Origin of the sequence: uncultured Marivirga sp., assembly GCF_963974845.1 — a bacterium.
Taxonomy (GTDB): domain Bacteria; phylum Bacteroidota; class Bacteroidia; order Cytophagales; family Cyclobacteriaceae; genus Marivirga; species Marivirga harenae.
Genome location: NZ_CAXBEQ010000003.1, coordinates 257,359 through 283,956 on the forward strand (window position 1 = coordinate 257,359; position 26,598 = coordinate 283,956).

Below are 26,598 nucleotides of genomic sequence, written 5' to 3' on the forward strand. Positions count from 1 at the left end.
TTTGGACAGTATTTCCATATTAATGTAATACTTGGTTGATTTGTTATAAGATGTTATGAATGAAATTATAATCGGTGCTAAGTGTAGTATTACTTTAATTAATTACCCAGGTGAAGTTCTTTGTTTTATTTTACAGTCCATATATTATTTGGTCTATTTTTACCATTACCAAAATGCGTATTTTCGCTTAAATGTAATATCACTAATGTTTATGTGAGATTTATTTCTAAGCTGTAAATGGTATTATATTGATATGTAGTTTTCTAGTATTTTATCTGATGAAGGTGCATAAGAAGTTTGATTTAAGTTTACTTTCATTCTCTTCTGTTTTAGTTATTTTTTGGATCTTAGAATAATTAAATATTATTTTTTGCTAGATCTTGAATTTATTTTCTATTATTCAGTTTGTTTCTTTGGAGTTTTGTATTTTCATAAAATGAAGAAGATTTTGGTATCCATTTCCGTACTAGTAATTTTTGCTACTACTGGTTTTTATTTCTGGGCTAGTTCATCCTTTAATGATCAGAGTCAATATGATCAAGTAGTTACCTATGGCGATTCGTTGAAAAGGGACTATGATACTTTGTCCGTTTTAAGTTATAATATAGGGTACTTATCAGGTATGACAAATAACCTTTCAATTACTAGAAAGGAGTCCTTGTTTAGTGGTAATTTTGAAAGAGCAGTGAATCTTCTTGAGCCCTACAATTTTGATTTTATAGGATTGCAAGAAGTTGATTTTAATTCTGCTAGGAGCTTTACATATAACCAATTTGACAGCTTAGGAAAATATCTGAATTTTGGACAGGGTGCCTATTCAGTAAACTGGGATAAATCATATGTTCCATTCCCTTACTTTCCAATAAATATTCATTTTGGAAGGATGTATTCTGGGCAAGGTATTCTTAGTAAAAGTCAAATACTATCTAACGAGTTAGTGGTATTGGATAAACCATTTAATACACCCTTTTATTATGATGCCTTTTATTTGGATAGAGTACTTCAAATAAGTAAAGTGCAAGTTGGTGCAGATACTTTAATTATCATGAATGTTCATTTGGAAGCCTTCGATAAGGAGACTCGAGAAAGTCAGGCTCAAATAGTTTTAGAAGTTTTTAATAATTTTGCAAAAGAGTTTCCTGTAATACTAATGGGAGATTTTAATAGTCGCCCACCTTTTGCTACAAGTGTGGGTGAAGCTGAAAAAAGTATTAAAATATTTTTAGATTGTCCGTTCATCGGTGAGGCAATAGATAAAGATAGATACCTTAAGAATGAATCGCGCTTCTTCACTTTCAATTCAGAAGATCCTTATGAAAGATTAGATTATATATTTTATAATAATAACAAGATTCGAAAAATTGATTCTGACGTCTTAAGAGATGCAGAAGATATTTCTGACCACCTACCTGTATGGATGACTTTTGCTATAATTAAGTAATTGTTTTCAATAAAATTCCTAATTTCAAATTCTTTAAATTTTTAGAAATTATTATGGATTCAAAAATTCAGAAGCACTGGCAACGTATGGAAGAGGGTAAAGCTTATTACGATGCTTTACTTCAAGTATTCAGTCCAGAGCAGTTAAATTTTCACCCAGAAGTAGGGTCATGGTCAATGCTTGATGTGATGCAGCATTTGTATACATCTGAGCACATAAGTTTACAGTTTATGCAAAATTTCGACTTCAACAGAAAAAATGAAAAGGTAGGATTAAAAGCTGCGGTCAAAACAATGATGCTGGTAAATAGACTGAATTCAAGGAAGAAATATCAAGCACCCAAAATTCTTGGTGAAAAAAAAGAAAGTTTAAATATAAGCGAGGATCCGCACCAATTTTCACATCAATGGGACAAGATCAGAAGTGATATGTTTACTTTTTTAACTGATTTTGATAAAGAGAAAATCGGTCATTTCATATTTTCCCATCCTGCGGTAGGGAAGCTAAACATACTCCAAACCATGCAATTTTTTGTGGCGCATATGAAACATCATCAATATCAGATAGAGACTATTAATCATCATAAGAATTTTCCGAAATAGTACCCAAGTTTACAGAACATTGGGATAGGTTAATCGAAAATAGAATATTAATTTGTAAATCAGTAATAATAATTTTTTTGAATACATATATTGCCTAAGAATCTAACTATTGCATAAACTATGATAACAGAACTAAAAAACCTATCGGAATCAGAAATCGATTTACTTAAAAAAATACCAGCGATGGTTACTATTTTAATTGCTGGTGCAGATGACCAAATTAGCAAGAGTGAATTGAAAGAAGCAGTAAACCTTACAAAAATTAAGCAGAGTAAAGCTCGGAGGGAGCTGTTAAGTTATTACCAGGAAATCGCTCCTGATTTTGAAAAGAGTCTTAATGAATTGCTAAATTCTTATCCACAAGATGCGGAAGTAAGAAGTAAGGTAGTCATTGAGGACTTGGAGAAGTTAAATACAGTATTAAATAAAGTTGATAAGGATTGGGCAACGCAATTTATAAGCTCCATGAAAGATATTGCTAAGAGAGTAGCTGAGTCTGCAGGAGGGGTTTTTGGCTACATGTCTATTGGTTATGAGGAATCAAAATTAATTGATCTTAAAATGATAGAAGTGCCAAGTTAAACAGGTGCTTTTATCTTTTTCCCATTGTGGATTCTCTAATAACTAGTGAAGTTTCCATGACAAAGGTTTCATATTTTATGGGCTTATTTGCTCTAGTCAAGTGTATTTCTTCTGTAATAAGCTCAACGGCTTTTTTACCCATCTCATAATCAGGTTGGGATACCGAAGAAAGTGGTGGCTCTACCACAGAAGACATTTTCCAATCACTAAATCCCATGACTGCGATATCAAAAGGAATTCGCAATCCTTTTTCTTTAATTGCTTTAATTGCTCCTATTGCGGTAGGATCTGTAGCACAGAAAATCGCATCGGGTATTTCATTTTCTGCTAAAAGGGCCAAAGTTGTGGTATAGCCTTCTTCTCGTGAAACCAGGTTACATTTTTTAACCAATTTTTCGTTAAAACCTAAGCCATAGTCTTTTAATGCTGACTTATATCCTCTGTATCTTTCTTTTGTAGTGTATGGATTTAAAGAGCCGGTTATATGGGCAATTTTTTTCTTGCCTAAACTAATAAGATGCTCAGTTGCAAAGTATGCCCCCTTGAAATCATCGCAAATTATTTTAGCAGATGTTAATTCATCAGTAATCTTATCAATTAGAATTACAGGTACATTATGCTCTTGCAGGTATTTAAGATGACTAACATCATTTGTGTTGTCGGATAGAGATATGATCAATCCGTCAATCATACTTTTCTGAAAGGTTTCTACTCCTTTGAGTTCTGATTCAAATGATTCGTTACTTTGAAATAGCATAATACTGTAGCCTCTTTTCTCGGCCTCGTTTATGATTCCGCTAATTACGTTTGAGAAGAAGTGGTGTACTATCTGAGGTATTATTACACCAATTATAAAAGATTGCTGGTTTTTGAAATTAATGGCAAATTGATTTCGCTGGTAATTAAGCTTCTCTGCTAATTCAAATACCTTCTTTTTTGTTTCAATTCCAATGTCTGGTTTGTTATTCAAGGCCCTGGATACAGAGGGGATACTGATACCCAATTCCTCTGCAATATCCTTCAGTCTAATATTATGTTTGCTCATGTTGATATTAAATTGATGAAAGTAGCAGTTTTTATTTAGAAAGATTATAAATAAAACGAAAATATATTTACGTAAACGATTACGTAACTAACTAAGTGTACAAAATACACTGAAAGCCTTGCAGGGAAATTATGTAATATTTACATTGTTGTTAAGTTTAAGTTAAAAACCAAATATAATATAAACAGTTATGATTTAGATGTTTTAAAACAAATGAAAAATTACAAAAACTAAAATTAAATTATGGAACTTTTAAACGGCTAAAATTCAAAAATTCATGAGACACTTTTTACTAATTATGACAAGTGTGTTTTGGTTATCCTTCGGTAGCCTTTATGCACAAGACAGGACAATCACGGGAACTGTCACGGACTCAAAAACCGGAGAGGGTCTTCCGGGGGTAAACGTATTGGTAGTGGGGACCTCTAATGGTGCAACTACTGATTTTGATGGGAAATTCAAGTTATCCATTTCAGGAGACGTGGATTTGAAATTTTCTTATATTGGCTACAAATCTCAAACTATTGATGTCGGGAGCAGAAGTGTGGTTGATGTTAAACTTCAAGAAGACGTGGAGCAGCTTTCAGAAGTTGTAGTTGTTGGTTATGGACAAGTTGAAGCCAAAGATGCGACTGGTGCTGTTGAACGTGTAACTGCCAAAGAGTTTAATGGTGGTGTAATTGCTTCTCCCGAACAATTGATTCAAGGTAAATCTGCTGGTGTACAAATCACTTCTGCTTCTGGGGAGCCTGGAGCGGGCGTGAACATTAGAATTAGAGGAACATCATCTGTTAGAAATGGTAATAATCCTTTATTTGTAGTAGATGGAATTCCTTTGACCGGAGATGATGTAACAGCTGGAGGTCTTGATGTTGGTAGCGGTACTTCTTCACCAAGAAACCCGCTAAACTTTCTAAATCCTAATGATATTGAAAGTATGGATATTTTGAAAGATGCTTCCGCAACAGCTATTTATGGTGCTAGGGGAGCAAATGGTGTCGTACTAATTACTACCAAAAGTGGTAAAGGTTTGCAAAATAACATTTCTTACAATACGTCAGTAAGTGTGGCAAGTGCTGCAAATAGATTTGATTTATTAGATAGGGAAGAATATTTAGGGAACCTAAGTGAGTACGGTGCAGATCCAAATGAGTTAGATTTTGGTGCGGATACTGATTGGCAAGATGAAATTACCAGAACTGCAATCTCCCACAAACATGATATATCTTATGCTAATGGATATGAGACTGGTAGTTATAGAGTCTCTGCTGGTTACGAAAATCAACAAGGTGTGATTGAGAATTCTGCAATGGAAAGATTAAATGCCAGATTAAATTTTAATCAAAGTTTTTTAAATGATAAATTAAACTTCTCTACGCAGATAACACTATCAAGAATTAATGATGTTGCGCCTCCAATTACAAATAATGCAGGCTTTGAAGGAGATTTACTCGGTGCTGCCTACATTGCTAATCCTACATTTCCAGCTGATGCAAGCAGTCAAGTCGGAGGACTTAGAAATCCTTTATCTATGTTGGAGTATAATTTAGATGAGGCACAAACTGACAGAGCTTTAATTAATTTATCTCTTGATTATGATATTACTGAAGAATTGAATTTTAGAATAAATGGGGGTTTTGACAATGCTAATTCAGTGAGGAATCAAGCGGCTTCACCAGAGTTATTGGCTGGTAATATTCTTGACAATGGAAGAGGTGGTATAGCGACTATTGAATCAAGCAGTAATTTATTCGAAGCTTTATTAACCTTTGACAAAAAAATTGGCGAGGGGAACCTAAATATTTTGGGTGGTTATTCTTATCAAGAATTTAACAGAAGTGGAAATACGCTGCAAGGATTTGGTTTTAATACTAACGACATGAATCAAATGATCTCCGATCTTGAATCTGCAGGTGGTGCTGTTAGAGGTGCTATTTCAGGTGATTATCAACAGTTTGGGTATGATCCAGGAAACGATCAATTTTTTGTTAATAGATTAGAAGAAGGATCAGAAGATTTAGGAGCTAGGCCAACTATGCCAGTTGAAAAGTTAATTGAAAATCGTTTTGCAACAGTAGATGAATTGCAATCATTTTTCGGTAGGGTGAACTATAATGTATTAGATAAGTATTTATTTACGGCCACAATAAGAGCTGATGGATCAACTCGATTCGGAGGAGAAAATAAATATGGTGTTTTTCCATCTGCAGCCTTTGCATGGAGAGTGTCGGATGAATCTTTTATTCCAGATAGTTTCCATAACCTGAAATTTAGGTTAGGTTACGGTGTAACAGGTAATCAAGAAATACCGCATAATTTGCACCAAAGAAGACAAAACTATGGAGATATAGGATTTAATGATGGAGGAGATATAATTAGACCTGGTTTGACTACGGTGGCTTTTGATAATCCTGATTTAAGATGGGAAGAGACTGCCATGACTAACGTTGGTATAGACTTCGGGTTTTTAAACGGAAGATTATCAGGTACCTTTGATTTGTATAGAAAAAATACAACTGACTTATTAATACAAGTTACTTCTGCTCAGCCAGCGCCACAACCATTTACATGGTTCAACCTACCTGCAGATGTTGTAAATCAAGGTATTGAGTTGTCTATGGATTACGTTATTATAGATAATGCAGATTTTAGTTGGAATTTTGGATTTAATGTAGCGTATAATAAGAATCAAGTAAATGATTATGACGGTTCTATTGATACCGGTGAAATTTCTGGTCAAGGATTAACAGGTGCATTTGCACAGCGTATCACTGGGGGACAACCTCTATTTGCTTATTATTTGCGTGATTTTGCAGGCTATAACGAAAACGGCATAGCTGAATATAATGATGGAGATTTTCAACAATTCTTAGGTTTCAGCCCTATCCCACTATATAATACGGGTATTAATACCACTTTTAACTACAAAAATTGGGATTTGAGTGTGTACATGAATGGTCAGTTTGGACATTATATATATAACAACACTGCTAATGCATTCTTCACTGCTGGTGCTTATGGAAATGGTAGAAATGTTACTGCTGATGTATTGGAATCTGACGAAGCTCCAATTAACGCTCCTGATGTTTCTACAAGATTTTTAGAAAAAGGTGATTTTTTAAGATTACAAAACCTTTCACTAGGATATAATTTTGATCTTAGTGGGAATACTTTTGTTAAAAATTTAAGAATGTATGCAAATGCTCAAAACCTATTTGTGTTAACTAGCTATTCAGGCTTAGACCCAGAAGTAAACGTTAACAAATCATTAAATGGTGTTCCGTCTTTAGGAATTGATTATACTTCTTTCCCTAGACCACGAACTTTAACAGTTGGTTTGAATGTTACATTTTAAAAAATATTAATCATGGATAAATTTAAAATATTATTAGTTGGATTGTCAGTGCTTGCATGGTCTTGTACTGACTTGGAGGTAGAGGAGCTGGATTCTGTCGTGGTAGATGATGTTTCTGGTGAATTTAGTGGTGTGAATCCAGGTGAAAACCTCACTAGTGCTTACGTAAGCACTGCAAATTCCGTAGGAAGCCAAGATAATACTTATGCTTTAATGGAGGTCTCCTCTGATGCCCAATTAGTTCCTACTAGAGGTACCGACTGGGGTGACAACGGGGTATGGAGAACATTGCATCAGCACACTTGGGATGCAACTCATCAGTTTAATTTAAATGCATGGAATAATCAAAATTCGAATGTTTTTGCATTAAATCAGATAATTGCTCCAGAATCGGAAGCTGACCCTCAGCAATTGGCGGAGGCTAAATTCCTTAGAGCATTGAATGTATTCATTATTATGGATCTATGGGGACAAGTTCCGTTTAGAGATCCAAATGATGGTGTTGATACTGACCCTCGTGTTTTGAGCAGGCAAGAGGCAGTTACATTGATAGAAGAAGATTTAAGTAATACAACAATAGAAAATCTTCCGAATATCGGGCCTGGAGATGATAGTGAGATTTTAAGGGCTTCTCAGGCATCAGCTCATTTTTTACGAGCTAAGTTCTACCTTAATAAGCACATCTTATTAGGTAATCCGTCTGGATCTGCACCAGATAATGCCGATATGGATCGAGTAATTGAAGCTGTAGATGCAGTAACTGCTGCTGGATTCTCTTTGGAAGAAGATTATTTTGAGATTTTTGATCCTGCTCCTGATAATGAATCTATCTTTACTCTAGAAAGAGATGCAGGAGGTAGAATTTGGAATACACTTCATTATAACCATAATGAAATTGATGGAAATGCTGGTGGTGGCTGGAATGGCTTCTGTACTACTGCTGAATTCTATAGCATCTTTGAAGGTGATGCAAATTCCAATACTCCTGGGTCTAACCAAGAAACTAGAAGGGGCTTTGTTCCTGAAGAAGGTTATGGTTATGGATTCCTTGTTGGACAACAATACGGTTATGATGGACAGGAATTATCTACTAGAAATGGAGAGCCTCTTGCATTTAAGTCGGAATTACCGGGATTAGCTGGCAATAGTGAAGCAACTGGAATTAGGGTACTTAAATATCATCCTGACAATGGGGGTGCATTCCCAGGCAGACAAATTCTATTCAGATATGCTGATGCTGTATTAATGAAAGCTGAAGCTAACCTATGGAAAGGCAATACTGGCGAAGCACTTCAACTAGTAAATGACTTAAGAGATATTAGAGGAGCTTCTCCTTTAGCTTCATTGGATGCACAGGAGATGTTAGATGAGAGAGGTAGAGAAATGTATATTGAATTTTGGAGAAGGCAAGATCAGATTCGTTTTGGGACTTTTACCCAGCCATGGTCGTATAAGGATAATACTGAAGAATTTAGGGTATTATTTCCGATACCTTCTTTAGCGATTAGTACCAATCCTAATTTAGAACAAAATCCAGGTTATTAAATTTAACTAACAACTTAAAAAGGATAATGAATTTATTTTCATTATCCTTTTTTTATACATTTAAGCTTCTAAAAGCCTAAATAATCATGTCTATTAAAAAATCATTTTTTTATTTAATTCTTATTTTTATTCCTTTTTTGGCTTGTGATAACAATTCCACAAATGAAAAGACTACTACAAAAGAAATTATTACTTATGAATTGCTAGATTCTTCTAGAACAGGCATTACCTTCCTCAATCAAGTAGAAAATAGAGATCAGTTCAATATTTTTTCCTATAGAAATTTTTACAATGGCGGTGGGGTAGGTGTTGTAGATATCAACAATGATGGCCTGCAAGACATAATTTTTACTGGGAATCAGGTCAATAATAAGCTTTATCTCAATAAAGGTAATTTCCAATTTGAAGATATTACAGAAAGTGCTGGTCTTAAAGGCTATGGGGGTTGGAGTACTGGGGTTAGTATAGTAGATATCAACCAAGATGGCTACAAAGATATTTATGTAAGTAATGCTGGTTATGAAGAAGGTAGAAATCCGTTTAATGAATTATTTATAAACAATGGTGATAATACCTTTACGGAAAAGGCAAAAGAATATGGCTTGAATGAGCCAGGCTACACCACTCATGCTGCTTTCTTTGATTACGATGGGGATGGTGATTTAGACGTTTATATACTAAATAACTCCTTTATTCCAGTTAATACCCTGAATAATAGTAATAAAAGGGATTTGTATGCAGAAGATTGGGATGTAAAGGAATTTGTAAAAGGAGGGGGAGACAAATTACTACGTAATGATAATGGACAGTTTGTTGATGTTAGCAGAGAAGCAGGAATTTACGGTTCCTTAATAGGCTTTGGATTAGGAGTAACTGTTGGTGATATCAATGGTGACCATTTACAGGATATTTATGTTTCCAATGATTTCTTTGAGCGGGATTATCTATATATCAATCAAGGAAATGGTACATTCTCAGAAGAGAGCAAAAAATGGATGGGTCATATGAGTTTAGCCTCCATGGGAGCGGATCTGGCTGATATTAATAATGACGGTTATCCGGAAATCTTCACCACAGAGATGATACCTGAAACAGATCAACTGATTAAGCAAAAATTACAATTCGAGAATTATAATACTTACCAACTGAAGCTCCGCAGAGACTTTTATCATCAGTACATGCACAATGCGCTTCAATTAAATACCGGAAATGGGAGCTTCCAGGAAATTGCATGGTATGCTGGAGTAGCCCAATCTGATTGGAGTTGGGGCGCCTTGATGTTTGATGCCAATATGGACGGCTATAATGATATTTTTGTTTGTAATGGTGTTTATCAAGATGTAACTGATGCGGATTTCATGGATTTCTTTGCCAATGATGTGGTGCAAAGAATGGTTTTGACAGGCAAGAAAGATAAAATGGAGGATGTTTTGGCAAAAATGCCTAGTAATCCACAAGCCAATAAGTTATTTATCAATTCAGGCAACTTGCAATTTAATAGTAAAGAACATGAAATGGGAATGGGTCAGGAAACATTCTCTAATGGTGCCGCTTATGCCGATTTAAACAATGACGGTAGCCTGGATGTCATTGTCAGTAACTTGAATCATCTTTCTACAATCTATAAAAGTAATGCTAAAACGGACAGTACTCACTTCCTGAAGGTAGCCTTAGCATTTGAAAAGCCCAATAGGGATGCCATAGGGGCAAAGGTTCAAGTTTATTCAGGAGAAAAGCAATTTCACAGACAAATGATGCCCACACGAGGTTTTCAGTCTTCTGTAGATTATAATTTACATTTTGGTCTTGGCAACATTCAAAAGATTGATTCCATTAGAGTCATTTGGCCCGATAAACTAAGTAGTTTAATTCAAAATCCTCCAATTGATACCTTACTCAAAATTAATTATAAGGACGAAACCAAAGAAGAAGGAGAAGCAGTAACTCCATTGTTAAAAGAAACGACTAAACAATATTTTCAGCAAGTTAATCATGATTTTAAATCTCACGAAGAGGATCATCATGTAGATTTCTATTATGAAGGATTGATCATGAGAATGCTTTCTAAGGAAGGGCCGACTTTTCAAGTAATCGATCTGAATAAGGATGGGTTAGATGATGTGATTATGGGAGCTGCAAAAGGACAAAGTTCATCTGTTTATTTTCAACTGCCTAACGGTAGTTTTAAATCCACTCAACTCAGTGACATTGAAAATGAAGTAACTGCCGTTCATGCTTTTGACGCTAATGGTGACGGCTTATTAGATCTTTATTTTGGATCTGGTGGTAACCATCAATCAGAAAATAACCCTGTTTTTAACGATCACTTATTTGTACAAACTAAGTCGGAGACTTTTGAAAAATCAAAAGAAGCAATTCCGGAAACTGGTCTTAATACATCAGTGGTTTTAAGTTTTGATTATGATGATGATGGGGATTTAGATTTATTTGTAGGCAGTCGATCTGTACCTCAAGAATATGGTCAAAGTCCAAAAAGTTTCCTTTTTGAAAATGACGGTAATGGAAATTTTAAAGATATGACCATTAGAAGAGCGATAGACTTGGATAATTTAGGAATGATAACAGATGCTAAATTAGCAGATATCAATCAAGATGGAAATCAAAACCTAATCCTTGTAGGTGAATGGATGGGAGTTGAAATTTTTGAAATAACAGGAAAACAATTAAAAAAATTAGAGAAAAATCCGTTGCAAGAATTAAAAGGCTGGTGGAATACAGTTGAAATATCTGATTTGAACAATGATGGTCTTGCTGATTTGGTAGTAGGAAATAGAGGAGATAATTTCTATTTTACCGCTACTGACGAAATGCCTGTAAAAATATGGTTGGAGGATTTTGATGGCAATGGTGATAAAGATAAAATTCTAACTCGAACCCTTAATGGAAGGGATATCCCGCTACAGCAAAAAGGTGAAATGATCGGTCAATTGCCCGGTTTGAAAAAGCAAAGTTTGAAATATGAAGATTATGGTAAAAAGTCAATTGTAGATTTAATGGGGGCTGACAAGATAGAAAATGCTTCCTATAAAGCTGCTAATACCTTTCAAACTGTTGTAATGTTGAATAAGGGGGATGGTGATTTTGAAAAAGTGGATTTACCTTTTGAGGCACAATTTTCAGTAATTCATGCCATAAAGGCTATAGATGTCAATCAAGACGGTAATTTAGACTTGATTCTAGCTGGAAATGAGGGAGATTTTAAACCGCAATATGGTAAATTAGATGCAAATGATGGATTAGTGCTCTTCGGAGACGGGACAGGTGAATTTAGTGTGGTGGAAGAGCATAAGAGTCTAGGTATTAACGGTAATGTCCGATCAATAAGCGCCATTAATATTAATAATCAAGAGCATTTACTCTTTGGAATCAATGATGATAAACCAATAGTATTACAAATAAAATAATTTAAATGAAAGTAACGAGTATAAGATTTTGTTCTATGAAGAATGAGCTTTCAAAGTTTTCGAATGCTATTTTACTTATTCTTCTGTTCCAAGTAGTTTCCGCTTGTAATGATTCAAAGGAAAACTACTTCGAATTATTAGATGCTCAGAAAACTGGTTTAGATTTCGAGAACAACTTACAGCAAACAACAGATTTCTCCTTTTTTGATTATATGTATTTTTACAATGGAGGAGGAGTGGCTGCTGGGGATTTCAATAAGGATGGATTGGTTGATTTATTTTTTACCTCCAATATGGGAGAAAACAAACTTTTTGTTAATGAAGGGGATTTTAATTTCAAGGATGTAAGTAAAGAAGCAGGAATTATAGGAAAAGGGTTTTGGTCCACTGGTGCTTCAGTGGTAGATATAAATCAGGACGGTATGCTGGATATCTATGTGAATGTAGTAGGTGATCATGAAGTACTTAAAGGTTCAAATCAGCTGTTTATTTGCAAAAGCATAGAAAACGGTATTCCTGTTTTTGAGGATGAAGCTATTGCTTATGATTTAGATTTGGCAGGCTTCGGTACCCAAGCAGTATTTGCCGATTTTGATAAAGATGGAGACTTAGATATGTTTCAGCTTAATCACAGCATTCATCAAAATGGGACGTTCGGAAAAAGAGACTCTTTTGAGGGCGAAACTAGTAATGTTTCTGGAGATAGGTATTTTAGAAATGATAATGGTACCTTCGTAAATGCCACCAAAGAAAGCGGGATTAATAGTTCAGTGATTGGCTATGGCCTGGGAGTTGTTGTGGGAGATGTGAATAATGACGGTTTTCCTGATATATATGTGGGCAATGATTTTCATGAAAATGATTATCTCTATATCAATCAGAAGGACGGTACCTTTAAAGAAATCCTGACTGAACAAATTCAGCACACGAGCCGGTTTTCTATGGGTGTAGATCTGGCAGATATTAACAATGATGGATTTAGTGATATCATTTCTCTTGATATGCTTCCTTATGACCCCCAAATTTTAAAAAGTAGCTTGGGAGAAGATGCTTTTGATGTTTACCGATTTAAAAAGGATTTTGGATATAATGATCAATTTGCTAGGAATAACCTTCAATTAAACAATCAAAATGGTACTTTTAGTGAGATTGCACTTTATTCAGAGGTTTATGCAACTGATTGGTCGTGGGCGCCCCTTTTTATGGATTTTGACAATAATGGACAAAAGGATTTATTTGTGTCCAATGGAATTCCTAGAAGGATGAACGATATTGACTATATGAATTTCATGAACTCCAATATCGATCAACGTAAAAAAACCGAGATGGGCATGGTTGATAAAGAAGATCTAGAAATAGTAGAGAAAATGCCAAAAATAAAGCTGCCCAATCGTTTTTTCTCCAACAATGCTGACTTAACCTTTGATGATGTCAGTTCTTATATTTCCAATAACAAAAACTCCTATTCCAATGGAGCTATTTATGTTGATATGGATAATGATGGTGATTTGGATATTGTCGTTAACAATTTAGAGGACAAGCCTTTTATCTATAAAAATACTGCTGTTGAAAAGGGCAGAAGTGGTAAGTTTATTCAATTGGATCTTTTGGGTACTGAAAATAATCGCAATGCCATTGGTAGTAGGGTCATTGTAAAGTTGAAAAATGGCCAATCAATAAATTATGAGCACTATCCAGTTAAAGGTTTTCAAAGCTCAGCTCAAGATAAATTCCATATTGCTGTGGGTGACAGTAGTCAAGTAGAAAGTATTCAGTTAATCTGGCCCAATGACAAAGTTCAAAGCTTAAGCAGTTTAGGATATGACAGGTTGTACAAAGTAGAATATCAAAAAGGATTACCTCAATTTGATTTTAGCACATTGCATCCGCAAGAATATGATTATGAAATTACCGAAATGCAAGATTCATTGGATTTGAAAGTAGTTCATGAAGAAAATCCATTTGTTGAATTTCTCAGGGAGCCCTTAATGCCTCATATGGTTTCCTCCGAAGGCCCTGCACTTTCGGTTGCTGATGTAAATGGGGACGGAAAAGAGGATTTCTTTTTCGGTTCATCAAAAAGAGTAGCCAGTCAGCTATGGATACAAACAAATGCAGGGAAATTTCAACTTACCGAACAACCATTGATCGAAAGTGATAGTACTTTTGAAGATGTCGATGCTGTTTTTACTGATATTGATAATGATGGGGATCAAGATATAATCATTGCCTCAGGTGGAAACGAATACAGAGGTGATTCTGAGTATATCACACAAAGGGGTTATCTAAATGATGGACAAGGTAATTTCAATGAAAAGTATGTATTTGAGCATAGTCATATGACTGCTTCAACCGTCACGGTTGCTGATTTTAATGATGATGGATACGTGGATGTCTTTTTTGGTGGGAGAGCTATTCCTTACGGATATGGTCTGGATCCAGAGTCGAAGCTATACATAAACGATCAAAGCGGTAGTTTCAAATTAGCAAATAAGTCATTTGCACCCTTTTTGGATAATTTAGGAATGGTTACGGATGCAAGTGCAACAGATATTAATGGAGATGGAAAAAATGATATTGTTTTGGCAATAGAGTGGGGAACTATTAAAATCATGCTGAACGAAGGTGATAAATTCAGCCTTCGGGATGTGGGACCTCAAAAAGGATGGTGGAAGCATGTGAAGACTGGAGATTTTAATGGCGATGGACTAGTAGATATAATTGCAGGCAATACAGGAGAAAATTCCAGAATAAAACCCACAGAAAAGGAGCCAGTCAATTTATATATTAAGGATTTTGATGACAATGGTCAAACAGATCCTGTATTAACCTATTTTCTTGATGGTCGTGAAATCCCCTTTGCTAATCATGCTGAATTATTGAAGCAATTACCGAACCTTAAGAAGCAGTGGAAATATGCCCAAGATTTTTCTAGAGCTAATTTGGACGAAATTTTTGGAAGTACGGATTTAGAAGAATCTAAGAAATTGTCAGCTAATGATTTTTCTAGCTACTATTATCAAAATGATGGAAATGGAGAATTTATAGCCCAAGTCTTACCTATGGAGTTGCAGATTTCAACCTTAAATGCAATTGAATTTATTGATGCTGATAGTAGTAGGGAACTTTTAGGGGCGGGTAATTTTTATGAGAATAATATTGAAATGGGTAAATATGATGCACAATTTGGCACCGTTTTTCAATTTCAAGATTCAGTTATTAAAGTCAAAAAGGCGAGAAACTTACGACTTGACGGTCAGGTCAGGAATATGCAGTCGATAAAAGTGAATGATAATAATTATATTTTGGTTGCAAGAAATGATAATAGCTTAAAATTAATTGCAATTGAAAAAAGTAAATAATTCAGTAATGAAAAGAAAAGTATTATATTTTTTAATAGGTTTTGGGATATTTTTTTCCTGTTCTCAAAGTAATAATCATAAAACTCCGGTAAACGCAGGTGATTTGCATTCTTTAATGCAAGAAGTAACTGATATTACAGTCCATGATATTTTTTCTCCACCAGTTGCTAGTAGAGTTTACGTTTACTCTGCGATTTCCAGCTACGAGGTTTTAGCATTGCAGGATTCTAGTTATTCCTCCTTAGCTGGTCAGATCAATGGATTAAACCCGATACCTAGGCCAAAAGATGAGCAGGTGAATTTGTTGATTTCTGCACTTTATGCCAATTACTTAATGTCTAAAAAGTTGATATTTTCAGAAGAAAAAATAGAAGAGTGGTTAGCCAACTGGAAGACTGATTTAGAGAAACGAGGCCTAAATGATTCAGAATGGAAAGCTTCGGTTGAATATGCAACTGAGGTTCATCAACATATGGTTGATTGGGCAAATGAAGACAATTACAAGGAAACTAGAACCATGTCTAAGCATCCGTTAAGTGATCAAGCACATCATTGGGAGCCCACACCTCCTGCTTATATGGCAGCCATTGAACCACATTGGAACAAAATTAGAACTTTTGTTTTGGATAGTGCCGACCAATATATTCCACAGCCTCCATACGAATTTAGTATGGAAGAAAACAGTCCATTTTATAAAGAAATGATGGAAGTTTACACAGTGGTGAAAGAGGTTGATGAAGAGAAGAAGGAAATAGCTTCCTTTTGGGATTGTAATCCATATGTAATGAATATTACAGGCCATGTTATGTTTGCTACAAAAAAAATCACTCCTGGTGGACATTGGATGGGAATTACTAAAATAGCTGCCCTTCTAGATTCAGCTGATTTAATAAAAAGCAGTCACGCCTACACTAAAACCTCTATCGCATTGGCAGATGGATTTATTTCTTGCTGGGACGAGAAATACCGTTCCAATCTAATTCGTCCAGAAACAATCATTAATAGAAGTATTGATGGAGACTGGACACCTACTTTGCAAACGCCTCCTTTTCCTGAGTATACTAGTGGTCATAGTGTGATTTCTACTGCTGCTGCAAACGCGCTTACAGATGTTTTTGGCGATAACTTTAGCTTTGTGGATAGCACAGAAGTAAAATTTGGATTACCTAGTCGTGAATTTAATTCATTTAAGGAGGCTTCACAAGAAGCAGCTATTAGTCGTTTGTACGGAGGTATTCATTACAGAAGAGCTATTGAAGAAGGTATTTGGCAAGGAAATAAAATAGGGGATTTGATTAGGAAAAAATTGAAGTTTAGAGATAATCAGGCAATAGCTACCAACTAAATGATGGGAAATCGTGTGACAAAATCAAAAATCTATTATTTGTTCATTTTAATATGGCTTTCAACTTCTTGTTCGCAAGAAAATGAACAAGGAAATACCGACCGAAATCAACTAGACAACTACTTAGAATTTTATGATTCTGAGTTATTTAGGGCCGTTCAATTAGGAGAGGTTTTTGAGGATTCAAAAACTTTTGTCGATTGCATACCCAAAGTAAGTCTAGAAAAGATTCAGGCTACTTATCTGGCTGAAAAAGGTCAAGTGAATTTTGACTTAAAGTCCTTTGTTCTAGCACATTTTGAGTTACCGCAAAATCCAATCACTGATTTTCAATCAGATCAGGAAAAAGATATGTACCAACATATCGAAAGTCTATGGCCAATTTTAACTCGATCAAAAGATACGATACAAAACTCTTCCCTCATTCCTTTACCAAAACCTTATGTTGTTCCTGGTGGACGTTTTAGAGAAATATATTATTGGGATTCATATTTTACTATGCTGGGCTTAAAGGCCTCCGGTAAAGATGAATTGGCTAAGAACATGCTGGATAACTTTGCTTCTCTTATTGATAGTTTAGGGTTCATCCCAAATGGAAACCGTGCATATTACACAGGAAGAAGTCAACCCCCATTTTTTGCGCTTATGGTTGATGAGTTATATTCAAGTAATCGTACAAGTTTTATATCATATCTGCCTCAATTAAAGAAGGAATATGGATTCTGGATGAAAGGTAAGGAGACCTTAACCGAAATGCAACCTGCTGCGGGTAGAGTGGTTTTATTGGAAGATAATATTGTTTTAAACCGATATTATGATGCATTTTCAAGACCAAGACCGGAGTCTTTTAAAGAAGATTATGAATTGGTACATGAATATGATTTACCAAATGAAAAAGCATATCTGGACTTAAGAGCAGGGGCAGAATCTGGATGGGATTATAGTAGTAGGTGGATGGCTGATTCACAGAAAATGGAAACGATTGAAACTACAAGTATTATTCCGATTGATTTGAATGTGTTGTTGTATTTTTCAGAAATTAAAATTGCTCAAGCATACAACTGGAATGAGCAACTCGATAGTGCCGACTTATACTTAGAGAAAGCGAATAGCAGAAAAAATGCCATTAACAGCATCCTCTGGGATGAAAAGCAAAAAAGATATGCGGATTATAACTTTTCGAACAAGAAACATACTAGTATTTTAAGCATGGCGATTGCTTATCCACTATTCGCTAAAATTGCTCCAAAAGACAAGGCTCGAATGGTCATTAAGCAAATGCAAGATAGTCTTCTACTTTCTGGAGGGTTTGTAACTACTACCATAGAAAGTGGACAGCAGTGGGATTACCCAAATGCATGGGCACCATTGCAGTGGATTGGAGTGCAGGCATTATTCAACTACGGACAGCATGATTTGGGGCTTGAGGTTATGGATAGATGGTTAGGTTTAAATGAGAAAGTTTACCAGCAGACGGGAAAGATGATGGAAAAATATAATGTAGCAGATACTAGCTTGCAAGCAGGTGGAGGCGAATATCCATTGCAAGATGGTTTTGGATGGACTAATGGTGTTGCTGTTGCTATGAAGAAAATACTGACAGAAAAAGAAACGATTGAAGTAAAGTGATTGTGTAATTATATACCAAAACATCTTTATGTCAAAATTATAGATCGGTTTGTTTGGGCATTTCCTTTGTGCCGTTCGTATTGGAAATAATACCTTAATGGAGCTACGAAGCCTTCTGTTTTCAGGAGATCCAAGGATTATTTTTGATTTATTACCATTCACCAAAACTCATTTTTTATTTTCGAAAAATCCATCTAATTTCCAACAATGGAAAATGATAAAGATTTAGAAGACAATAAACCACCTGTTTTAGGCAGATGGAAAAACTTTTATTGGTTGTTGATCACTGTTTTGGTCATTTTAATAAGTATTTTTTATGCTATAACATTGTATTTTAAATGAGCTCATTAGATTGGATAATTCTTTTCGGAACGCTCTTGCTTATAGTGGGCTATGGCGTTTACAAAACCAAAGGAAGTAAAAATATAGAATCCTATTTGAAAGGAGATAACAGTATGAAATGGTGGACTATTGGGTTGTCCATCATGGCTACTCAAGCCAGTGCTATCACCTTCTTGTCTACCCCAGGGCAAGCTTATAACAGTGGGATGGGCTTTATTCAGTTTTACTTTGGTTTGCCCCTAGCCATGATAATTTTGAGCATCTGGGTTTTACCAATTTTCTATAAATTAAAAGTATACACTGCTTATGAATACTTAGAATCCCGTTTTGATTTGAAAACTAGGGTTTTGGGTGCTTTTCTTTTCCTTATCCAGAGAGGATTAGCAGCTGGAATTACAATATATGCTCCTGCAATTATACTTTCTACTATTTTAGGTTGGCCTCTAGTCTATACCACTGTAGTGATAGGTTCATTAGTAATTATTTATACCGTAAGTGGTGGTACAAAAGCAGTAAGTCAAACCCAACAACATCAGATGATTGTGATGATGGGAGGGATGATTGTGGCCGGTTTATTTGTAATAAAATTACTACCTGAGGACATTGGTTTAGCAGAAGCGACCAAATTAGCAGGGCACATGGGGAAGCTGGAATTAATCAATACTGACCTGGATTTGGAAAATCGGTATACTCTCTGGACAGGATTGCTTGGAGGATTATTTGTTGCTTTATCATATTTTGGAACCGATCAGTCCCAAGTGGCTCGGTATCTTTCGGGTAAGTCATTAACAGAGAGTAGATTAGGGTTGATGTTTAACGGGTTATTGAAAATCCCTATGCAATTTGTAATTCTATTTATTGGAGCCTTGGTTTTTGTATTTTATCAATTTAATCAAGCCCCAGTTTTCTTCAATGAAGCTGCAAAAGATGAAGTGTACCTATATCCTGTACAAAAAGAAAAATATCAAGCTGTAGAAAAAGAGTACTCCAATCTATTTGAAGAAAAGAGAAGACAAGTGCAATTATTGTCTGAAGCTCAAGGAGATGAAATTCAAGTACTGAAGCAAAGTATAGCTCAAATTCATGACCAAGAGAATCAACTTCGAGAAGAAGCTAAAACTATAATTAAAAATACAAATGAAGATTTGGAGACAACTGATACAGACTATGTTTTCATTACTTTCGTGATGGAAAACTTGCCCAAGGGAATTATAGGTCTTTTGTTGGCAGTCATTTTTTCTGCTGCTATGTCTTCTACTGCCTCCGAGCTAAACGCCTTGGCTTCCACGAGCATAATTGATATTTATAAACGTAATATTTTTCAAAATGGAAGTGAGAGGCATTACTTAATCGCCTCAAAGCTTTTTACACTATTTTGGGGAATTGTAGCAGTATTATTTGCCACTTTTGCTGGATTATTGGATAATCTTATTCAAGCAGTAAATATCCTCGGATCAATATTTTATGGAACTATTTTGGGCGTATTCTTATCCGGTTTCTTTATTAATTATATTAAAGGTAATGCTGTTTTTATCGGGGCTCTGGTGGCTCAAGCTGTCGTATTGTATTTTTATTTTTTTAGTGAAATGGCATATTTATGGTTCAATCTCCTTGGTTGCGGGATTGTGATTATGACTGGACTAGTTTATCAATTTTTTAAGAATAGGTGAGCTCTTACACAGAATCTTTTATTTTTACTTGTAGTTTTTATTCAAGTTGTATTTTGTGCAATATTTGGAGATTTCGTTCTCTAGTTGTATTTTTCTAATCTATATGAAAATAAAGTTATTTTCTTTTTTGATTTCGCTCCTCTTTAGCTTTAATGGCTTGACGCAAGACCCTGAGTTGGCAAAAATTTATATGGACCAGGCGGATCAGGTTTATGCGGAAGCAAAAGATGCAATAGAAATAGCGAAAGATATCTACGTTCAGGCCACAGAAGCTGACACCATGAATATTAGAGCTAATTATATGGCTGGCAAGCTGTTTTTAGAAACAGTTAATAGAGATTACTCTACTAAGTATTTTGAAAGGGTCAAAAGGATGGATCCTAAATACAGGTTTAATATAGATTATCTTCTTGGGCGTGGATATCAGTACGGCTTAGAATTTGAAAAAGCATTATCGCATTTTGATCTCTATAAAAGGAGACTACAAGCTAATAAAAGTTATCGTGGCGGAGATAAGACATCAATTTATGATGTTAATGACAGAATTGAAGAATGTAGGAATGCTAAGGAAATCATTGGTATGCCTTCCTCCTATACGATTGAAAATGTGGGAAAGGATGTAAATTCTACCTGGCCTGATTATGCCCCTGTTTTAAATGAAGAAGAAACCGTCATGATTTTCACATCACGAAGGCAGGAGGAAAATACGAATGAAAATGTGGATAAAGACAATTTTTATTTTGAAGACATTTACATCTCGAAGAGAAAAGGTGTGACTTGGGGTAAAGCAAAAAATATAGGTCAAAATATTAATACACCTTATCATGATTCAAATTTGTTTTTAAGTAGTAATGGCAAAACTCTTTATATTTATTCAGATGAAGGGAATGGAGATATTTATTATGCAACTGAGGGTGCAGATGAACAATGGAGTAAACCTAAGCCAATACAAGGCCGAATCAACTCTCAAGGATTTGCGGAACAATCAATTTGGGTTTCTGAAGACGGGGAATTTATGATGTTTGCTTCAAACCGACCAGGTGGTTTTGGTGGCTTTGATATTTACGGCTGCTATAAAGAGGAAGGGCAATGGAAAAGACCTTTTAACATGGGACCCCAAATCAATACTAAAGAAGATGAAGATGGGCCATATATGGCGAAAGATGGGATTACAATATATTTTAGTAGCAAAGGCCATAAAGGTTTTGGCGGGTTTGATGTATTTACTTCTAAATATGATCCGAAAACAGAGAACTGGATTAAGCCAGAGAATTTGGGTTACCCAGTAAACACGGTGGACGATGAGGTGTATTTCCATCCTACCTCTGATGGCGAAAGAGGGTACCTAGCATCGGTTAGAGAAGAAGGACTGGGGTTTACGGATATATATATGGTTAAGCATGTGGGAGATTTAGGTATTACGGCTAGGGATAGAATTGCTAAATTGAAGAAAACGGATAATCAATTTGTGACCGATGAAGAATTAGAGATAAAAAAATTAATAGACTCAGTATTAAACATTTCAGCTTATCAGGTTTACTTTGATGTTAATTCTACGGATATTTTAGAAAGGCATGAAGCAAAATTAATGGATATGAGCAAATTTCTCAAATCCCATCAAAATTTAGGTATTCAAATATCTGCATTTGCTTCATCTGATGGAAATCCCAAATATAATTATGAGTTGTCCAATAAGAGAGCGCAGTCAGTGCTCGAATTTTTCGTAAGCCAAGGAATAGAGGAAGATAGATTAGCAGCTCGCGGCTTTGGAGTCCTCTCTGGTGGAAGTGAAGATAGATCTCGTAAAGCGGAAGTTAAAATTTTAGATCTTTCCAAATTTGATGAATGAAGGGGGTGATTTCCCCCTTCTTTAAAAATTTTAATTATAAAGAGTCAATTAAATCTTGATTTCTTTTTACATATCCGAAGTCACCGGAACTGTTCTTTTTAGCCAACTCTATTGATTTTTCAGCTACTTTCTTTGCTTCCTTTTTATTTCCCATTTTCGCTAGGACCTGAGCCTTTAGGTGCAAATTCCAAAATTGATCACTATTTTTCCCTTCAGCCAGGTACGTATTAATCCATTCCAATGCTTGGTTTAGATCTTTGTCATTTGTGTAATAGTAATTAGCAGCTGTAATTAAGTTTCCTGGGCTTACTCTAGTATATTGCTGTATTTGAGCCATTACTTTATCATCGTATGTTACTTCAAATGGAATCTTTACACTTACATTCTCCCATTCGAAATGAATGTTTGCTGACTTATTAGTTGCAGAAATATCTGATATTTGATAGGTCAAAGTTTCAACAGCTTCATCTAATTTTTCTGCTTTTTGAATTACTGAAATAACTTGTTTGGATTCATCAAAATTACCTACGTTACCCCCTAAAGAGAGATCACTGTAAAGTATAAATTCCCATTCATTTTCGCCTGGAGTCATTAAAACCAAATATTTTCCAGCCTCAACTTTATTTCCAGCTATCACGGCATCAGTGCTTAGGTCTAACACTGTCCCGTTATTAGCTCCAGCTCTCCATAGAACTCCGTAGGGCTGAAGAAAATCATTTCCCGCTCCAAAAACTTGACGACCTTTAACACTAGGTCTAAAATAGCTTATGGAGACATCTGTTAATCCAACTGTTGTTTCGACCTTTGCTTTAGGTGAAGGCTGCGGGATTTCAATTTGGGCTTTTAGCTCAACCGTACCTATTATTAAAATAGATAGAGTAAATAGTAATACTGATCTTTTCATAATGATTATGTTTTTTAGTAAAATTAAAATGTATTTAGCAATCAAAAACTGCTTTTCTGAATGAAAGTTACAAAAAAAAGACTAGGTAGAACATTTTTTACAAATCCAGATGTGGTTGGTGTAGCACAAGCCTTACTTGGTAAAGTAATTTGCAGCAATATTGACGGGATATATTGTGAAGCTATGATTACTGAGACAGAGGCATATTCCGGATTGATGGACAAAGCATGTCACGCTCATTTGGGAAAATTCACGAAACGAAGCTCAACAATGTATCAAGAGGGAGGTACTGCATATATTTATTTATGCTATGGTATTCATAATTTATTAAATATTGTCACGAACAATGCAGGAAAAGCTGATGCAGTATTGATACGGGCAATTGAACCTATTAGAGGAACTAATATCATGATGGAAAGAAGGAATACCGATAAAATAACTCCCCTAGCTTTTTCCGGTCCAGGTAAATTATGCAAAGCTCTGGCAATAGATAAATCCTATAATGGGGTTGATCTCGTAAATAATGATGATTTATTTATAGCGGAGGGCAACAATAGTATAGATAAAATTGTGAAAACTACACGAATTGGTATTGATTATGCGGAGGAGGATGCTTTATTACCTTGGAGGTTTTACATTTATGGAAATAAATTTATTAGTCAGCCGTAATAAAATGTTTTTTTTATAAATTAGAATAAATTAATAATACGATGGATAGATTCTTGTGCCCAGTAGATTTTTCAGCTTATTCCCTTAATGCATTAGAGTATGCTTCAAAACTTTTGCAAATCAGAAAAGGAAGTATGACACTCATCCATATTTTTTCTGAAAAAGAATTTCTTCATTCATTGGAAGATGAAAAATCTAGTTTTGATAATTTGAAGCAACATGCCAAGGAAAAATTGAGTACGTTAGCAGAAGAAATTGAAAAAGAGTATGAGTTTGAATGTGATTTTGTTCTTTCTATAGGAGATATAAATAACTCTATTAGTCAGTATGCCTCTAAGCATGGGTATGATTTAATCATCATGGGAACGCAAGGAAACGGGTATAGTCGCAAAACCATAATAGGGAGTAGGACTTTGAGAACTGTTGAAAATTCTACAATCCCTGTATTGACAGTTCCACTAGATGCAGATTTTACAAATTGGAATTCTGTGGTGTATGCTTCTGATTACTCTGAACATGACAAAATCACCATGCAGAAATTAGTTAGTTTTGTTTATTCCTTTCGAAGCAGGATTCGCTTTGTACACGTAAGCCATTCTAAGAATGTGATGAATGAAAAAAGCTACGAGGAATTTAAGACTGAGTTATCTAGCTTCTTAGGTTATGATAAAATTAGTTACTATTTAAAGGAATACAAGAAAGATATAAGCAGTGGAATAGAAGAGTTTGTTAATGAACAACAGGGAGATGTTCTTGTTTTACTGAAGCGAAAAAGGAATTTCTTTGAAAAATTGCTGGGGAATAGTGTATCAACAGAAATTACATATTTAAGCACCCATCCTCTTTTAATCTATCAGGAGAAGGACAATTAATTGTGCTTTATGCTGATCGTTTTATTTCTTTTTTTAGACTTTGATGTACTGGAATTCAATATTTTTATTTACAATTTTATGTAAAGAGGTTTATTTCCTTCTAATGTAATCTACTATATTTTTTAATTTTCAATAATTTTATTTTTTCATAAGTATCTGATTAACAACTTTAAACACAGCTTTAATTATTTTATAACTTTAAGTTGATTTTAGCAAAAATTGTATTAGATTAGCATCCAAATATTTAATTATAATGATTCTTTACCTTAAATTATCTTAAGAATTTGAAGTAAGATTTGTTCTGTTTGCCAATTGTAACATTTGTTGTTTTCAATTATATTGTGTTATAAAAATTTAAAAGAATGCGATTAAGCTTAATGTTTTTCATCATGTTTCATTCCATTGGTTTCCTTTGTAAGGGTCAAGAGAAACCTGTTATTATTGATTCATTGGAAAGCATTTATGACGATATAGCCCCAGTGTTGTCAGCAGATGAAAAGACAATGTATTTCACAAAAAAGAATCATCCACAGAATGCTGGGGGAGAAAGAGACTTGGGTGATATTTGGTTCAGCAAAAAAATTGATGGGGAATGGGTTGTTGCTCAAAGGCTTAGAGGACCTGTGAACAATACAAATTATAATGCTGTAATTGGAATCACTCCTGACGACAATATTATGTATGTTGTAGGAAATTATAAAAATCCTAGAAAGGGTGGAGTTTCATATTCAAGGAGAATTGGGGAGAATTGGAGTGAACCTCAACCAGTGGACATTCCCTATTACAAAAACAAATCCGAGCATTTATCAGGAAGTCTTAGCAAGGATGGAAAAATAATGGTTTTAAGCCTTGAAAGTTTTGCTACCAGAGGAAACGAAGATATATACTATACTTTCAGAAAATCAATTGATGAATGGACTGAATTAAGGAATTTGGGAGTTGACATCAATACAGAGGCTCAAGAATTAACACCCTATTTAGCCTCCGATAACAAAACATTGTTTTTTAGTTCAAATGGAAGAGGTGGAAAAGGTAGCAGAGATGTTTTTTACACGAAAAGGAGGGATGCCACTTGGACTACTTGGTCAGAAGTCGTAAATCTTGCGAGTGTAAATTCAGAGGGAGCAGATTGGTACTTTAAACTTATTGATGATGGGGAAAATGCTCTTTTAGTTAATACTGTTAATAGTATTGGTTTAGGTAATATTTTGAAAACAAAAACGCCAAACCAGGTGGTAATTGAGCCTGAGCCTGAAAAAAGTATGACAGCTTCTTCGCAATCAGTTTTGGCTTTAAATACTACTTCAAACAAGAATAATGCTACAGTTCGTGAGAAAATTCAAGTACAATTTGAAGTGGTTGATGGCTTCACGGGCAGTCAACTAAAACCTCAATTACTCATCAAAGGGGTCAACGAAATGAGTAAAAGCTCATATTCCGAAATAGTTATGGGGAGAACCTCATCCTACAAGACCAAATTATTTAAGGATTCTATTTACACCGTGGATATTTCTGTTGATGGTTACTTAGACGACTTGCAGACGATCAAAACAGATACTATCAATGCAAATCAAACGATCAGGTTGGAACTAATTAGTTTAGAAGAAGGGACAACCATCCAGCTTAAAAGTGTTCTTTTTCAAAGAGGCACTGCCGATATTTTGGATGGTTCATTCGAAGAACTGGATCGCGTGTATAGCATGCTTAAAAAGAATCCAAAAATTGAGATCGAACTTTCAGGTCACACTGATAATACTGGTAGTGCAAAATTAAATATTGAACTGTCGCAGAAAAGATCAGATAGGATTAAGGATTATTTAGTTGAGAAAGGGGTGGAAGCTGGTAGATTAGAAAGTAAAGGATATGGTGGTGCTCGACCAATCGCTAGTAATAAATCAGAGGCTACCCGTAAGTTGAACCGCAGGGTTGAATTCACTATCATTAAAATTTAAATGGGCTAA

16 protein-coding genes are annotated in these 26,598 nt (G+C 35.0%); 14 read left to right on the forward strand and 2 right to left on the reverse strand.

All coding sequences use genetic code 11. The features are described from left to right. Positions 1-436: 436 nt before the first annotated feature. From AAC601_RS08710 to AAC601_RS08720, 3 genes are all read left to right on the forward strand, one after another. Complete coding sequence (locus AAC601_RS08710) at positions 437-1,441, forward strand: endonuclease/exonuclease/phosphatase family protein (protein ID WP_340153028.1); 1,005 nt, start codon at positions 437-439, stop codon at positions 1,439-1,441. A 53-nt stretch (positions 1,442-1,494) separates the two neighbouring features. Next, positions 1,495-2,043 carry a DinB family protein gene (locus tag AAC601_RS08715; RefSeq protein WP_303268795.1) on the forward strand — a complete coding sequence of 183 codons (549 nt, stop codon included), beginning with the start codon at positions 1,495-1,497 and terminating at the stop codon, positions 2,041-2,043. Positions 2,044-2,163: 120 nt separating this feature from the next. Continuing rightward, complete coding sequence (locus AAC601_RS08720) at positions 2,164-2,625, forward strand: hypothetical protein (RefSeq protein ID WP_303268796.1); 462 nt, start codon at positions 2,164-2,166, stop codon at positions 2,623-2,625. A gap of 10 nt (positions 2,626-2,635) precedes the next feature. Here the strand turns inward: AAC601_RS08720 and AAC601_RS08725 are convergent, their stop codons facing one another. Beyond that, complete coding sequence (locus tag AAC601_RS08725) at positions 2,636-3,670, reverse strand: LacI family DNA-binding transcriptional regulator (RefSeq protein ID WP_303268797.1); 1,035 nt, start codon at positions 3,668-3,670, stop codon at positions 2,636-2,638. A gap of 277 nt (positions 3,671-3,947) precedes the next feature. On the opposite strand from AAC601_RS08725, the gene AAC601_RS08730 reads away from it, so the two are divergent. From AAC601_RS08730 to AAC601_RS08765, 8 genes are all read left to right on the forward strand, one after another. Continuing rightward, positions 3,948-7,025, forward strand: a complete 3,078-nt coding sequence (locus tag AAC601_RS08730) for a TonB-dependent receptor (RefSeq protein WP_303268799.1) — start codon at positions 3,948-3,950, stop codon at positions 7,023-7,025. A 12-nt stretch (positions 7,026-7,037) separates the two neighbouring features. Beyond that, positions 7,038-8,570 carry a RagB/SusD family nutrient uptake outer membrane protein gene (locus tag AAC601_RS08735; RefSeq protein ID WP_303268801.1) on the forward strand — a complete coding sequence of 511 codons (1,533 nt, stop codon included), beginning with the start codon at positions 7,038-7,040 and terminating at the stop codon, positions 8,568-8,570. A gap of 86 nt (positions 8,571-8,656) precedes the next feature. After that, entirely contained in the window at positions 8,657-11,995 is a 3,339-nt protein-coding gene (locus tag AAC601_RS08740; protein ID WP_303268802.1) for a VCBS repeat-containing protein, read from the forward strand. Positions 11,996-12,030: 35 nt separating this feature from the next. Beyond that, on the forward strand, positions 12,031-15,357 hold the full coding sequence (locus AAC601_RS08745; RefSeq protein WP_303268803.1) for a VCBS repeat-containing protein: 3,327 nt from the start codon (positions 12,031-12,033) through the stop codon (positions 15,355-15,357). Positions 15,358-15,364: 7 nt separating this feature from the next. After that, on the forward strand, positions 15,365-16,702 hold the full coding sequence (locus AAC601_RS08750; protein ID WP_303268804.1) for a vanadium-dependent haloperoxidase: 1,338 nt from the start codon (positions 15,365-15,367) through the stop codon (positions 16,700-16,702). 39 nt (positions 16,703-16,741) lie between these two features. Then, complete coding sequence (gene treF, locus AAC601_RS08755) at positions 16,742-18,331, forward strand: alpha,alpha-trehalase TreF (protein WP_340153029.1); 1,590 nt, start codon at positions 16,742-16,744, stop codon at positions 18,329-18,331. 338 nt (positions 18,332-18,669) lie between these two features. Further along, positions 18,670-20,343 carry a sodium:solute symporter gene (locus AAC601_RS08760; RefSeq protein ID WP_340153030.1) on the forward strand — a complete coding sequence of 558 codons (1,674 nt, stop codon included), beginning with the start codon at positions 18,670-18,672 and terminating at the stop codon, positions 20,341-20,343. A gap of 103 nt (positions 20,344-20,446) precedes the next feature. Next, the gene (locus tag AAC601_RS08765) at positions 20,447-22,192 is read left to right on the forward strand and encodes an OmpA family protein (protein ID WP_340153031.1); all 1,746 of its coding nucleotides are present in this window, start codon (positions 20,447-20,449) and stop codon (positions 22,190-22,192) included. A gap of 34 nt (positions 22,193-22,226) precedes the next feature. On the opposite strand, the gene AAC601_RS08770 is transcribed toward AAC601_RS08765, so the two are convergent. Continuing rightward, on the reverse strand, positions 22,227-23,096 hold the full coding sequence (locus AAC601_RS08770) for a DUF2911 domain-containing protein (protein ID WP_303268809.1): 870 nt from the start codon (positions 23,094-23,096) through the stop codon (positions 22,227-22,229). A gap of 60 nt (positions 23,097-23,156) precedes the next feature. On the opposite strand from AAC601_RS08770, the gene AAC601_RS08775 reads away from it, so the two are divergent. From AAC601_RS08775 to AAC601_RS08785, 3 genes are all read left to right on the forward strand, one after another. Continuing rightward, the gene (locus AAC601_RS08775; RefSeq protein WP_303268811.1) at positions 23,157-23,765 is read left to right on the forward strand and encodes a DNA-3-methyladenine glycosylase; all 609 of its coding nucleotides are present in this window, start codon (positions 23,157-23,159) and stop codon (positions 23,763-23,765) included. A gap of 41 nt (positions 23,766-23,806) precedes the next feature. Beyond that, positions 23,807-24,637 carry a universal stress protein gene (locus AAC601_RS08780; RefSeq protein ID WP_303268813.1) on the forward strand — a complete coding sequence of 277 codons (831 nt, stop codon included), beginning with the start codon at positions 23,807-23,809 and terminating at the stop codon, positions 24,635-24,637. Positions 24,638-24,999: 362 nt separating this feature from the next. Beyond that, positions 25,000-26,589, forward strand: a complete 1,590-nt coding sequence (locus AAC601_RS08785) for an OmpA family protein (protein ID WP_303268815.1) — start codon at positions 25,000-25,002, stop codon at positions 26,587-26,589. Positions 26,590-26,598 lie beyond the last annotated feature (9 nt).